Genomic DNA, 13,486 nt, shown 5'->3' on the forward strand with positions numbered 1-13,486 from the left:
AGGCTTACGGCGGCGCGCTGGACGAGGGGCTGACCGGGCGTCAGGCCTATTTCCTGGCGGTGCCCGGCGCGGCAAGCGCGGCGGGGCTGTCCGTGGTCTCCTTCAAGGCCGTGGAACGCCTGGGCGAGCCCTACGCCGTCACCATCCAGCTCACGCACCCGCTCGAACTGAGTCAGGCCGACTACCTGGGCAAAGCGGCAACGTTTTCCATCGCGCCGGCCGACGGCGCGCTGCCACGCCAATTCGCCGGCTGCATCACGCAGTTCAGCAAGACCCGCCAGACGCACGATTTCTGTGGCTACGAGATCGTGGTAGAGCCCCTTGTTGCACGCCTGCGCCTCACGCAGGCCMGCCGCATCTACCAGCGGCAGACCTTCCCGGAGATCATCGAGGCGATCCTGCGCCGGCACGAACTCAAGGGTCACCAGTTCATCTTCCGGCTGCGGCGCAAGTATCCGCAGCTTGCGTTCCGCATGCAGTATCGGATGTCCGACTGGGACTACATCCGGCTGCTGATGGAGCAATCCGGCATCTATTCCTATTTCACCCCGGGCAAGTTTGGCGAGATGATCGTCTTCGGWGACGACATCGACCATTACCTCTACCAGCCGGAACTGCGGGTGCCGTACCGGGAGACGGCGGGGCTGGAGTCCGGGCAGGAAACGGTGTTCGCGCTCMAGACCCATGCGAAGACCATCCCRGCATCGTTCCGGGTGGCGGAYTTCAAYCCCGACAAGGCSTGGGARCGRCCTACCGGCGACGCCAACGTCGCACGCAAGGAGAAGACGACCTACGGCGAGTCCTATGTCTACGGTGCCCATCACCTCGACTTCGACGATGCCAAATGGGAGGCGCAGCTGCGCCATGAGGCAAAGGTCGCCGAACAACTGGTCTATGCCGGCGAGAGCAACGTGCTGGCGCTCTGCCCGGCGCGCATCCTGCGCATGGACATGGCCCTGCCCGACGCGCCCAATGGCCAGGTCATCACCGAGGTCATCCACACCGGCGCCCGCGACGCCGCCTATCGCAATACGTATCGGGCGATTCCTTCCGACCGGCGCTTCCGGCTGCCGATGGACGAGGCGAAATGGCCGCGCATTTCCGGCACGCTGAGCGCGCGTGTCACATCGCCGGGTGAATACAAATACGCCTACCTGACCCAGCACGGCCACTACATCGTGCGCTTCGATTTCGACTTCGACGCATGGCCCAAGGGCGGCGAAAGCGTGCCGCTGGCGCTGGCCAAGCCGTTCGCCGGCGCGCGGCAGACCGGCTTCCATTTCCCGCTGGTGGACGGCACCTACGTGGACGTCGCTTTCCGTGACGGCAATCCCAACAAGCCCTACATCGCACACGTGCAGCACAACAGCCAGCACRSGGACSTGATCACCAACCAGGACCGCTGGCTCTCGCGCAACGTGATTCGTACGCAGAGCAATAACAAGCTGCGCTTCGAGGACTGGGAGGGACAGGAAGGCATCAAGCTGTCGACCGAGTATGCGGGCAAGAGCCAGTTGAACCTTGGGTGTCTGGTGGATGGCAAGAGGAAGACGCGCGGGGAGGGTTTCGAGCTTCGCACGTCGGGTTGGGGCGCGATACGGGGTGGGAAGGGGCTGTTTCTCACCGCCGATGACCAGCCGCGGGCAGGTGGGAAGCAACTCGCGATGGAGGCGGCCAAGGCAGTGCTCGCCGATGCCCTCGCGCAAATGGAGCACCTCAACGCGTCCGCTGCGGCAGCCAAAGTCAGACTGGCCGACGTAGAGCGCCAGCGTGACCTCATGGAGCAGCGACTTGCCGAACTCAGCCAGGCAGTCTTGCTCGCCAGTGCGCCGGCTGGCATCGCGCTCGCTTCGGGCGAGAGTCTCCAGCTTGCGGCAAAGGGCAACATCGTAGCCACGACTCGCACCCATCTGGACATAGGGGCCGGCAAGTACGTCACCATTGCTGCTGGCGAGGGGGCATCCATCTTTGCGCAGAATCAGGGCATCAAACTCGTGGCCGCGAAAGCTGACCTTTCCGCTGCCGCCCACACCGGCCAAATGCGGTTGCTGTCCGCTCAGGACATGACGCTCGCAAGCGTCGACGGTAAATTCGTTGCGATGTCAGGCGGCGCCCTGACCCTCTCAAGCCAGGGCGCCTATATCAAGTTGGACGGCGGCAATATTGAGCTCGGCTGTCCGGGCAGCATCACGCTGAAGACCGCAAACTTCACGTGGCAAGGTCCCGCAAGCCTGAACCCATCCATGCCAGCCCTTCCCGTCGGGGCTTGCAAGGAATGCCTCCTCAGCGCCCATGCGGGTGTCGAGGCCATGACCGACAAGGGCTGAGGACAATGTCAATCCTCCAGACACCCGGCCTTCCCGCCCCTGGCCTTCATCCGAATGAATTCCTGACTCGCTTGAGCCAGAGCTACGAGGCGTATTCCAGCCTGAATCCGGCGACCCGTCTTTATGCAATCGTGGATGCGCGGAGCCTGCCCGATTTGCGCAGCGCGCTCGCACGCCTGGATGCAGTCGCTTTTGAAGCGCTTTGGGACGGCACCGCGCTTGCCGCGCACAAGGATCTATCGCCGCTGCTTGTTGCAGTGGACATGCCTGGGCCAGCTTCGGGAGATGCGCCACACCCGCTGGTGGCGCGCCTGAGACGCCTCTCTGTGGAGGCGTTCGCGGTGACCTGGGTGTGGTCGCCCTATTCACTGGAAGATCTGACGAGTCACTTCCGAAGCTTCTGCGAGTACACGTTACCGGACCGGCGGGCGTTCTACCTGCACTTCTACGACAACCGCATTCTCGAGCGCCTACGACAAGTCTGGACCGAGGGCGCGCAGGAGCGGTTCGCAGGTCTTGCGTTAGATCTCTGGTATCGAAGCCGGGACGGTGCGGATCGCACCTGGCCTCGCGAGGTGCTGGCGCCCTTTCCTATGGAAGAGACAGCGCTGCACATGACAGAAGCGCAGCATCTGAGTTTGCTCGCCTTGGGATACGCCGACAAGCTCGCGCTCCAACTCAGGCGGTTGCTCGGCGGTGACCTTGATCACTTGTCACAAGACGGCTTGTACCGGGCTGTCAGCGTCCAGTTGGAGCGAGCCGCAGCCTATCGAATCCAGAGCGACGACGACATGCTCAAGTACATCGCACGAGCCTTGCTCACTTCGCCGCGCTTCGATGAGCATCCTTCGGTCCAGCCACTTTTGATGGCGGCGACACGCGGCGATATTTCGTTCTCCGGCGCCCTGGTGCAAGCAGATGAGGTACTCCCGGCTCGTACAGATATGGACGCTCAATGAACATGGGACGACTGCTGCTTCTGCGTTGGCTATTACCCCTGCTGGTTGTCACGGGCTGCGACGCGTTTTCTTCGACACCAACCTACGGCGGCTTGAGCGTGGCCGGGTTTAACTACACGCCATACAACCTCACTCGGTTTGTCATTCGGGACGAGTTTGGAAACACGGCCGGTGGCGGGGGCGACCTCCAGCCGGGATCTGGCGAAGGTCGCTTGAGTTGCTGCTACCAACTGAAGGGAACGGAGTTCACGGTGGAGTGGGATCTCGTGGACCAAAATGAATTCTTGAAGGATATCTATGCGCCTATCAAAGAAATTCGTAAGGTCGCCCGGGTGCATCTTGCACCAACTAAGCTTGCCGGCGGCGTCGGCGAACGCGTGCTTGGCCTGCACTTTTACCCGGACGACCATGTCGAGTTCGAGTTCCGGAACGATCTGAGAGGGACCCGGTTCTTTTACGCGAAGATCGATGACTGGCTCTACAAGAAGCAAGGCAAGGTCTACGATCCGGAGTCGTCCGAGGACGCCGCTGCGTTCATTCAAACGGCGCGGATAGCTTCAGAGGGATGGTTGAAGTATCGGCTTACCAATACCGACGATCTAAAACAGTACGTGTACTTCACCTTGCTGATCAATCCGCGATTCGACACACATCCTGCTATTGAGAAGATCCTGGCCGAAACCCGCGGCAAGCCGGGAGCCTTCGGCGCGGCGATGGAGCAATTGCCAAGCGCGGTGCTTCAGGACTTGAAGCGCATGAAGGAACAACACGCCAATAAAGGACCTTCCCATGGCTAGACGAACCCACAACCTGAGACGACTGCTAATTCTGCGTTGGGTCTTGCCTCTGCTTCTTGTCACGGGCTGCGACGCGTTCTCTTCGACACCGACCTACGGCGGCTTGAGCGTGGCCGGGTTTAACTACACGCCATACAACCTCACTCGGTTTGTCATTCGGGACGAGTTTGGAAACACGGCCGGTGGCGGGGGCGACCTCCAGCCGGGGTCCGGAGAGGGCTCTTTGAGTTGCTGCTACCAACTGAAGGGAACGGAGTTCACGGTGGAGTGGGATCTCGTGGACCAAGATGAATTCTTGAAGGACATCTATGCGCCTATCAAAGAAATTCGTAAGGTCGCCCGGGTGCATCTCGCGCCAACTAAGCTTGCCGGCGGCGTCGGCGAACGCGTGCTTGGCCTGCACTTTTACCCGGACGACCATGTCGAGTTCGAGTTCCGGAACGATCTGAGAGGAACCCGGTTCTTTTACGCGGAGATCGATGACTGGCTCTACAAGAAGCAAGGCAAGGTCTACGATCCGGAGTCGTCCGAGGACGCCGCTGCGTTCATTCAAACTGCTCGGATAGCTTCAGAGGGATGGTTGAAGTATCGGCTTACCAATACCGACGATCTAAAACAGTACGTGTACTTCACCTTGCTGATTAATCCGCGATTCGACACACACCCTGCTATTGAGAAAATCCTGACCGAGAGCCGCGGCAAGCCGGGAGCCTTCGCCGCGGCCATGGAGCAACTTCCAAGTGCCGTAATCGAGGACCTGAAACGAACGAAAGCACGAGACTCACGGAAAGGAGCCGCCCATGGCTGACGTGATCGATCCGGTGGACCGCACGCCAATGGCCGTGCTGGATGGCATCATCGATGCTCACAAGGCATACAAGAAGGACGAATGCATACCTTGTGGCGCAGTCATCAAGATGGGCTTCTTCTTCGACGCCTTCGGCCGTCACCGGGACCAGGATGACCCGAAGACATCGCGCTACTCGAATATCTGCCGTCTGTGGGAGGCGCATCGGGAAAACCGTGACCGCCGGCGAGAGGCAATGTCCAATCACTTCTGGTATCGCTTCTACTATTCCGGCCTCGGCACTCCCCTGAACAAAGACGCCGAACACAGCGAGATTGTCTCGGCAGCCGTCAAGGTCGCCTCAGCCGCAGGCTCTTCTGCCGCAGACGCGGCCAAGGCCACCGTGCAGAAAATCACCGGCGTGGACAAGCTGATGGACCTCAAGAAGGCCCCCGCCAAGGCGACGAAGAAAGCGCTGTCCGAGGCGTTCGATGAAATGTCGTTGCGGCCGGTATCGAGAGCGTATGCCGATCTGGTGGTCCAGGCCGGAACAGTAAGAGGCAAGGCGGGGCGCGTGCTGACCATGGCAAGCGACGACCGGTGGGTCAGGCGTGGCAAGGCCGCTGTGCGCGGGACGTTGTATGAGGTCAGGAAGAATCCGCTAAAGGCTGCATGGTCGGTTGCAAAGGCCATTGTTGTCGATGCCGGCATGGATTCAATCCCGATGCTTCGGGACAACGCCGCAATCGCGCTGGTGTTCGGCACAGGCGTCGAGGACCGGCTTCGCGCCGCCCTCAGGCAATTCGAGTTGGCCTACCGCGACGCCACGCAACAGATGGAGAAGGTGCAGCGCATCGAGGTGTCCGTGTTCGGCGCAGACCGGGGCGGGGTCCTCGCGCGCGCATTCGTCAATGAACTCGTGCGCAAATACAAGCGCCGCCACGACGATGATCTGGCCATCGAGGGCAATACCATCGAAATCAGGTTTCTGGGCCTGCTCGATGCGGTGTCCTCGGTGATGGCGGAGAACAAGCTGCTCGATTTTCTTCCGCTGACCAACATGATCAAGCAGAACTACGGTGACCGGCCGCTGGGCGCGCCGCATGCGGTCAAGCGGTGCGTGCATTTCGCCGCTGCGCATGAACTGCGCTACTACCAACGATTGGACAGCCTGGGGAAGACCCGTGGGGATCAGTATCTCTATCCGGGCACTAGTGAGGACATCACGGGTGGCGCGCCGGCGGGATCGCTGGGGTTCCGCGCAGAGCTTCAGCGCGTGGCGCTGCGTGACATGCTGCACGAAGCGTTGATGGCTGGGGCGGCGCTAGACAGGATGGAAGATTTGATGAAACGTAAGGGTCCCACGTTCGAAAAATTCACCCTCGCCCACGCAATTCCAGTCGGCAACACAACCTACAAGATCCCGGACCTCATCAAGGCCTACCGCACCCTTGTGCCGCGCGCCAAGGGCCTGGATTTCAAGTCCCACATGGAGGTCTTCCTGCGTTGGCTGGCCATCCGGTATCAGTCACCGGCATTCCGGGAGTCCGTGACAAGTCACGCCGATGAGCTCAAGCGCGCCCACATCCAGCGAAGCCAGGAGGTGCGGGACGCGGAGGCGGCCTATCAGCAGGAGCGTCGTAAGTCTCCGGTGGATCATGTGGCACTGGCCAAAATCCTGACCCGCATGAATGCAGCGCGGGAAGCGCAGGCATTGAGGCTTCCCGAGCTGACCCAGGCGTTGCGCCACCCGGTCGCCAGCGTCTGGGACCGGCTCTCGGAAGAAGCGGAGAAGCAAACCAGACGCCTGCCACTGCAAGATGGACTACGGCGATCCGCGGAGCGTATCCGTGAAATGCAGCCGGTGTTGGAACGGATCGACGCGATGGACGCCGAAACAAGTGCGACGATGGTAGAGGCCGCGATGATGAGCCCGGAAGCAGAGGCGCTGGCGCGGGCATGGATGGACGGCGCCAGCGGGGCCAAACCGCCGCCGCCCGAGGTCATGGCGCTGTTCGATCTGCTGGTTCACGACACCATGCTGACCAGCTGGCACGACCACATTCTCTCGTCGACGTTGTACTTCCAGACCCGGGCGACCGATGGCTTCGGCAAGTCAGACGTCGAGAAGGAGGCGCGACAGCGCGAGGCGGATGAGCGCGCCGCGCAGCGGGTGGATCGGCTTCCAAAGATGAGCGGCGTGCCGACTGCACGGCCTTGAGCGTTAACCCCAAGCGCCCTCCCCATAGTCGGCGGCGGACTGACTTGTCGACAGTTTCCACCCATTACATGAAAGGAGATGGCATGCCAGGCATCATTCGAGAAGGCGATCGGCTTGTACAGGGCGGCGAGGTGCTACGCGGGGGCTCGCGTATGTTCATGGGCCGCGCGCTGGCGCGCCGCACGGATCCTGTGGAATGCAACGTCCACGGCAGGAATCGCATTGCACAGGGAAATCCGGACGTGCGCGATGGCGACCTGGAAGTCGCCGAGGATGGGCACCTGTGCGAGTGCGGGTGCGCCTTGATCTCGTCACTGCCTAACAGCGGCTCACGCTAGGTCAGTCCGATGGCCGTGGATTTTTCCTTGTTGCCACCGAGACAGCCCGTTCCGGAGAACGGGCCGTCGCCCGTGTTCTGGTCCTTTGTCTTCGTTGCGCTGGCGGTGGCCGGCGCCATGCTCGCGCTTTGGTCTTGGTCCGCGAAAGAACCGGCCCAGACGCTCTGGTTTTGGGCTTGCGTGATCGTAATCCCAGCATGTGGCGCTGGAGCTCTGGTTTTGCAGCGTTTCTCTCATTTCCAACGATGCCGCAACCGGGCAATTGCCGGCAATGTGGTCAGAGAGCGCTATCTCAACAGACTGTTCGATGCGGCCAGCGCGCCGCTCGCGGTGTTGGCAACGGACTATCGTGTGCATGCGGATGATGACGAGCAGACCTTCGAGGCGATGCTTGCCCGGAGCGCGACGCCGCTCACACGGCCCGCCAGGCATTCGCGCGAGCGTATCGTCGCCAGCTGCCTCGAGCCCGGCGTGGCGGCGCTCACGTTCGATGACGTCGAGCGGCATTCGGCGCTGCTCCAATGGATCCTAGAGGGATTTGCGCCGGCGATCATGCAGGCACTGGAGGCGGTTCCCGCGAGAATACCTGTGGCCATGCGTCTTGAGGTCGCGAGCGCCGCGCTCGACCCGGAAGCCATCTGGTCGGTCTGGAACGGCCTTCCAGATGGAACCTTTCCGGCCCGCCTGGGCCAGCCGGTGCTCGGGCCGGAAGGTGACTTGTGGGTAATCGATGCGATGCTGGACCAGACCGATCCGGTCCAGCGGGATGTCATCACCGTAATGGTCAGCGTCAACCTCAACGCAGTGCATGCCGCCGACCCGCCGCAAGGCAGCGCCGAGGCCGCATGTATGTTCGTATTGTGTCCCATCGCGCTCGCACGCCAGGAGCGTCTCGCGGTACGTGGCTGGATGCATCGGCCGCAGTCGCAGTCCAAGACGCCCGAAGGCAACGCCTTGCACTACGCCTTGAAATGGGGCCGCACGAGCGCGCCGGCTATCGGCGGACTGATTCACACGGGATGGGATGAGCAGGCCATCGGGCTGTATGGGGCCGCACTACGCGCAGAAGCACCCGCAGGCGGCGCGCTATCCCGCGTGAACCATGCACTGGAGACCCTCGTCGGGAACGCCGGAACCACCTCGCCATGGCTTGCCGCCGCGTTGGCGCTGCGCCGGGCGATGGAGGCTGGGGTGCCCTATCTGGTTGGCGGCCAGCAGGAGGAGCAAGCGCTGCTGGCTGTTGTGGCACCCGAGCAGCAAGATACCTTGAACAATGAAGAAATTCCGGATTGATCTCCTGTCCTGTGTGCTCGCGTCGATCGTCGCCGGGTGCCTGATCTGGTTCAAGGGTGACCTGTTCTGGCTTGATTCGGCAACCAGCAGGGCCCTCGCGATTGCCGCCCTGTTCGCCCTGCTCGTCCTTCTCATGCTGGTACTCGGCTTTGAACCGAGACGCGACGAGGCTGCTGCCGCGCGCCGCCTGTCGAACCAGCTCGCTCAGGATCCCGCGCGGCTCGCCGGCAGTACGCAGGCTCTGGTGGCGCGCCAGGGCGCAAGCGCGGCAGATTCGGCAACGACATTTGATCTGACTGATCTGCGCGACCGTCTTCGGGCGCAGCACGGTCGAGGTTGGCGCTACCGGCAGCCCTGGCTGCTTCTGACGGGCGACGACACCACCATTGGCAGGCTGCTGCCCCAACTGGGCGAGCGCGGATGGCTGGCTACGCCGGACGCGGTGCTGTTGTGGCGCAAGCCGGCAAGCGAGAACGGCCAGCCTGATACCGCCTGGCTCAGACAAATCCACAAGCTGCGGCGGCAGGTTCCGATTGATGCGGTCATCCTTACCACCGATGGCGAGACGAATCTGCCCGTGCGACGCACAGGCGTTGACGCTTACGTCACCGGCTTGTCCCGCATCGCCGAGGGCCTCTGCTGGTCCGCGCCGATCTATCTTCTCGATGTCGCGGGGACGCACGCAGTGCGCCTTGGCAACACTCCGCCGATCGGCTGCGAACTGGCCGAACCCGCAGACGCCGCCACCATCGACAAGGCGTTGCAATCCCTGCGTAATCAGCTCTCGGATCGCAGTATCGACCAGCTGGTCCGTGACCCCCGTGACCGCTATCTTGGCGAGTTGTCCGCGCGCCTCGACACCCGCGTCCGGATGCTCGCCGACTGGCTGGGCGGATTGGCGAAGAGCCCGCGGCGACGCATCCCGCTGCGGGGCATCATGTTCGCGTCCTATCCGATTGACGATGCAGCCAACGGTCCCGCCATCGACCTGCCGCTCTGGCAGCACCTCGGCCAGGCCGCAAGGCGCCATGCCGGCCGGCGCATCGGCTGGCATCCGGTCACGGTTGGCGCCGTCGCCGCCCTGACGGCCACCGGCCTGTGGAGCGCCGGCATGCTGGTGTCCGGGGTGCAAAACGGGCGGGACATTCACGCCGCACAGCAGGCCATCGACGGCCTCCGGTCGGCGCCTGACTCGGCCGCCCGCCTGCACGCGCTGCTCGCCCTGCAGCAGCAGATCGAGCCGGGCCGAGCCGGAGTTTCTGGCGCCGCAGCTGGCGCGCCACTGGTCTACCGACGCGCGGCTGACGCCCGGCGCGCAGCAGGATCTTGCCGAACGGCTGTTCCGCTTTCACGCGCAGTACCTGCCGGCCCATCCGGGGTGGCGCATCCTCCCGCAGCCCGAGTTGGTGGCGGGCGCGCGCCAGACGCTGCTGGCGGTCATCGGCGAGCGCAATGCCGAAGGCGCGATCTATCAGGGCATGCTCAGAGCCTTCGACGGCAAGTACGCAGACCAGACCCTGGCCTCGCTCACCGCCGGTACCGACGCGCGCGGACTGCTCCGGACAGCGGGCATCGTGCCCGGCGTCTTCACCCGCCAGGCCTACGAGGGCTATGTCGCCGCCGCAATCGAGTCTGCCGCCAGGCGCACGGCGGTCGCCAGCGACTGGGTGTTGACCGACGGCAGGCCGGAGGACGCGCCACAGCCCGCGGGCCGCTCGCCCGAGGCCCTGCAGGCCGCGCTGACCGAACAGTATTTTGCGGACTATGCGGACCACTGGCGCGGCTTCATGAACAGCATGCAGTGGGCGCAGGCGCCGACGCTTCCCGCCGCCATCGACCAACTCAAGCTGATGGCCGATGCACGTCAGTCGCCGGTGATCGCGTTGATGAAATCACTCGCCTACCAGGGTGGTGCTGGCGCGCGCAAGGATTCGCTGTCCGATACGCTCGTGGCCAGGGCTCAGGATCTGCTCGGCAGGAAGGCGGCGGGGGCCGAGGCCGCACAGCCAGATCCGGCAGGGCCGCTTGGCGCCGCCTTCGGCCCGGTGCTGCGGCTGACGGCTCAGGCTCCGGGCACTAACGACGACCTGAGCCTCCAACGTTTCCTCGACCGCGCCACCGCGCTGCGGCTACGGTTGCAACAGATCAGCCACAGCGCCGATGCCGATGCACAGGCGCGGCAGATGGCGCAGGCGCTGTTCCAGGGCAAGGCGTCGGCGCTGGCCGATACCCAGTCCTATGCGCAGTTGGTGGCTGCCAGCCTTGGCAGCGAATGGGCCGGGATGGGCGAGGCGCTGTTCGTACGCCCCATCGCCCAGGCCATGCAAACCGTGCTGCAACCCGCGAAGGCGAGCCTGAACGCTGCCTGGCGGCAGGGCATCGCCACGGCGTGGGGCCGATCGTTCGCTGGGCGCTACCCCTTTGCGGACACGGCCAATGATGCCTCGCTGACGGAGCTGGCGCGCTTCCTGCATCCGGAGACCGGGTTGCTCGCGGCGTTCCTCGGCACCCATCTGGCCGGCGCGCTGGAATTGCAGGGCGACCAATGGGTACCGGTGACGCCCGGCGGGCAGACGGGGGGCGAGGTACTCGCCTTCGACCCGGCCTTCCTCAGGGCAGTGAACGCTCTGCAGCGTGTGGCGGCCCACATGATGGCGCAGAGCGAGCTCCAGTATCGCTTCGAGGTCAAGCCGATCCCGTCTCCGGGTCTGACCGAAACGGTGCTGACCCTGGATGGTCAAAAGCTCCACTACTACAACCAGCGCGAGCGCTGGCAGGCCATGCGCTGGCCGGCCAATACGGTGGAGGAACCGGGTGCTCGCCTGCAATGGCAGAGCGAGGGCGCCGGCACGAACCGACACTACGAGTTTGGCGGCTACTGGGGATGGGTGCGAATGCTGGAGCGGGCAAGTATCGAGCCGCTGGACAGCGCGACCTACCAGTTGACCTGGCRCGGCATGCCGGAGACGCGCGCGGCGGCCACCGGGCCGGATAGCGCCGATGCCGATGCGGAAAGCCTGATGGCACGCGCCGCCAAACGCCCACCGCCGGCGGATATGGTCTACCCGCTGAAGTACCTGATGCGCACAGATGTCGGCCAGGGACCGCTGGAGTTGCTGGCGCTACGCGGGTTCATCCTGCCGTCGCGGATCTTTTTGGGACGGGCCCCGCATGGCTTGGGGCGCAGCGTTCCTGCGACGGTGCCGAAGGGATAGTCGAAGCCTGCGGATGTGGGTCCGACCCCACCTAGCCAGCCACCTCCCTCGGATCATGGCCGTAGCTGTCGCGTTCGCGGATCTTGCCGTCGACGCCATGGATCAGCAACTCCACTTTCTGGCGCCGGGCCAGTCCGGTGCCGGCCTGGATGGCCTCATCCTGCGTGGCATGGTGCGACTCGGCGTAGCGGGCGCCCTCATGGATCACGTCCCAACCGGTGCCGTGCGGCACGACATGGAGGTTGGTCTGCATGATGGTTCTCCTGGATCGTATGATCCTTCCATTATGGATGCCATGGCGCAGGGCACAATCCGGCGCCGTCTGACACGCCACCTGAGAGGCGCCGGGAAGGCGCCGGGCACCCGCCGGGGGGCGGCGTCCGCATCGCTTATGTCCGGCGCGGGACGGTTTACCGTGCCTTTTCGGGACACGCCTATATATTCTTGTAGGGAAAACAACGCGCAGGAGAGACAGCCATGCAAGCGAGGTTTGCGCGCGGCATTGCGCAGATGCCACTGACGGTGGCGGCCCGGGAATCCCTGCTGGCGGAGAAGGCCGCCATGCCCGAGGTCGGCGACCTGGTGACGGTTTGCAGCCAGGATATGGAAACCGAGTTCAGCGTCCGCCTGACGGCGGTGGCCGGACCGGAGCTGTGGTACGGCGTGATTCATGCCATCACGCGCGGTGCCGAAATGCTGGTCGTGGCCGAAGGCCTGGAGCTGGACGACGTGGTCAGCGTGCGGCGCCAGGAGATCGCGTCGGTGGTCAAGGCCAGTCAGCACCATTGATCGTTCCCGGCGGGAMCGGGTATGCTGCGGATGCACATCCATCCGTCGCCCCCGCTTTATGTCTTCCGCCTACACCACGTCCGCTTCCACCTCCCTATTCATTGCCGGCCCCGCCGGCCAGATCGAAACCCTGCTGGACACTCCCGCCGGCCCGCCCGTTGGCATTGCCGTGGTCGCGCACCCCCACCCGGGGCAGGGCGGCACCGCCGAGCACAAGATTCCCCAACTGCTGGCGCGCACGCTCCAGGCCCATGGTTTCGTGACGATGCGGCCGAACTACCGGGGCGTGGGGCGGAGCGAAGGGGCCTACGATGGCGGCCCCGGCGAGTCCACCGATGTGGAAGCCGTGCTGCGCCATCTGCAGGCCGAATATCCGGGCCTGCCAGTGGCGCTGGCCGGGTTCTCGTTCGGCGCTTTCGTGCAGACGCTGATGGTGGCGCGCCTGACCGAGGCGGGAGATTCGGCCGTGGAATCGATCCAGCATCTGATCCTGACCGGCATGCCGGCTGGCGCGCTGTCCGAGACGCTCCGCTACGACACCCCGCCCGTGCCGGCCCACACGCTGGTGGTGCATGGCGAGCGCGACGAGCGCGTGCCGCTGATCAATGTCTTCGACTGGGCCCGGCCGCAGGAACTGCCGGTGGTGGTCCTGCCGGCCGCCGGGCATTTCTTCACCGGCAAGCTGCCGGGCCTGCGCAGTGTGGTGGAGGGCTACCTGCGCCGGGCGGGCTGACTTCGTCTGACGCGCTGCCCCTCTCCC

11 protein-coding genes are annotated in these 13,486 nt (G+C 64.1%); 10 read left to right on the forward strand and 1 reads right to left on the reverse strand.

Translation table 11 applies throughout. From position 1 onward, the window contains the following. Window positions 1-17 precede the first annotated feature (17 nt). The 8 genes from AB4Z27_RS17725 (at window position 18) to AB4Z27_RS17760 (ending at window position 11,937) form a co-directional block, all read left to right on the forward strand. Complete coding sequence (locus AB4Z27_RS17725) at window positions 18-2,327, forward strand: type VI secretion system Vgr family protein (RefSeq protein WP_441644962.1); 2,310 nt, start codon at window positions 18-20, stop codon at window positions 2,325-2,327. A gap of 71 nt (window positions 2,328-2,398) precedes the next feature. Beyond that, on the forward strand, window positions 2,399-3,286 hold the full coding sequence (locus AB4Z27_RS17730; RefSeq protein ID WP_441644926.1) for a DUF4123 domain-containing protein: 888 nt from the start codon (window positions 2,399-2,401) through the stop codon (window positions 3,284-3,286). Window positions 3,287-3,288: 2 nt separating this feature from the next. Further along, window positions 3,289-4,083, forward strand: coding sequence for a hypothetical protein (locus tag AB4Z27_RS17735; protein ID WP_441644927.1), 795 nt, complete (start codon window positions 3,289-3,291; stop codon window positions 4,081-4,083). Further along, window positions 4,076-4,891, forward strand: a complete 816-nt coding sequence (locus AB4Z27_RS17740; protein ID WP_441644928.1) for a hypothetical protein — start codon at window positions 4,076-4,078, stop codon at window positions 4,889-4,891. The genes AB4Z27_RS17735 and AB4Z27_RS17740 overlap by 8 nt, the downstream gene beginning before the upstream one ends. Further along, the gene (locus tag AB4Z27_RS17745) at window positions 4,884-7,091 is read left to right on the forward strand and encodes a hypothetical protein (RefSeq protein WP_441644929.1); all 2,208 of its coding nucleotides are present in this window, start codon (window positions 4,884-4,886) and stop codon (window positions 7,089-7,091) included. Before AB4Z27_RS17740 ends, AB4Z27_RS17745 begins: the two co-directional genes overlap by 8 nt. Window positions 7,092-7,174: 83 nt before the next feature. Then, entirely contained in the window at window positions 7,175-7,429 is a 255-nt protein-coding gene (locus AB4Z27_RS17750; RefSeq protein WP_441644930.1) for a PAAR domain-containing protein, read from the forward strand. Window positions 7,430-7,438: 9 nt separating this feature from the next. Next, a complete protein-coding gene (locus AB4Z27_RS17755; protein WP_441644931.1) occupies window positions 7,439-8,722 on the forward strand; it encodes a hypothetical protein in 1,284 nt (427 codons plus the stop codon). 1,271 nt (window positions 8,723-9,993) lie between these two features. After that, on the forward strand, window positions 9,994-11,937 hold the full coding sequence (locus AB4Z27_RS17760) for an ImcF-related family protein (protein ID WP_441644963.1): 1,944 nt from the start codon (window positions 9,994-9,996) through the stop codon (window positions 11,935-11,937). Between the two features lie 31 nt (window positions 11,938-11,968). On the opposite strand, the gene AB4Z27_RS17765 is transcribed toward AB4Z27_RS17760, so the two are convergent. Next, window positions 11,969-12,190 carry a DUF2188 domain-containing protein gene (locus AB4Z27_RS17765; RefSeq protein WP_441591306.1) on the reverse strand — a complete coding sequence of 74 codons (222 nt, stop codon included), beginning with the start codon at window positions 12,188-12,190 and terminating at the stop codon, window positions 11,969-11,971. Window positions 12,191-12,414: 224 nt separating this feature from the next. Between AB4Z27_RS17765 and AB4Z27_RS17770 the strand changes: the two genes are divergently transcribed. Both AB4Z27_RS17770 and AB4Z27_RS17775 read left to right on the forward strand, forming a co-directional pair. Beyond that, a complete protein-coding gene (locus AB4Z27_RS17770; protein WP_092293674.1) occupies window positions 12,415-12,726 on the forward strand; it encodes a hypothetical protein in 312 nt (103 codons plus the stop codon). Window positions 12,727-12,784: 58 nt separating this feature from the next. Next, window positions 12,785-13,459, forward strand: a complete 675-nt coding sequence (locus AB4Z27_RS17775; protein WP_441591307.1) for an alpha/beta hydrolase — start codon at window positions 12,785-12,787, stop codon at window positions 13,457-13,459. Window positions 13,460-13,486 lie beyond the last annotated feature (27 nt).

Origin of the sequence: Cupriavidus sp. KB_39 (assembly GCF_052114485.1) — a bacterium.
GTDB lineage: Bacteria > Pseudomonadota > Gammaproteobacteria > Burkholderiales > Burkholderiaceae > Cupriavidus.

Coding starts and splice junctions, on each gene's coding strand:
- AB4Z27_RS17735 (WP_441644927.1), top strand. CDS start 3,289: ATGGGACGACTGCTGCTTCTGCGTTGGCTATTACCCCTGCTGGTTGTC.
- AB4Z27_RS17740 (WP_441644928.1), top strand. CDS start 4,076: ATGGCTAGACGAACCCACAACCTGAGACGACTGCTAATTCTGCGTTGG.
- AB4Z27_RS17745 (WP_441644929.1), top strand. CDS start 4,884: ATGGCTGACGTGATCGATCCGGTGGACCGCACGCCAATGGCCGTGCTG.
- AB4Z27_RS17750 (WP_441644930.1), top strand. CDS start 7,175: ATGCCAGGCATCATTCGAGAAGGCGATCGGCTTGTACAGGGCGGCGAG.
- AB4Z27_RS17755 (WP_441644931.1), top strand. CDS start 7,439: ATGGCCGTGGATTTTTCCTTGTTGCCACCGAGACAGCCCGTTCCGGAG.
- AB4Z27_RS17765 (WP_441591306.1), bottom strand. CDS start 12,190: ATGCAGACCAACCTCCATGTCGTGCCGCACGGCACCGGTTGGGACGTG.
- AB4Z27_RS17770 (WP_092293674.1), top strand. CDS start 12,415: ATGCAAGCGAGGTTTGCGCGCGGCATTGCGCAGATGCCACTGACGGTG.
- AB4Z27_RS17775 (WP_441591307.1), top strand. CDS start 12,785: ATGTCTTCCGCCTACACCACGTCCGCTTCCACCTCCCTATTCATTGCC.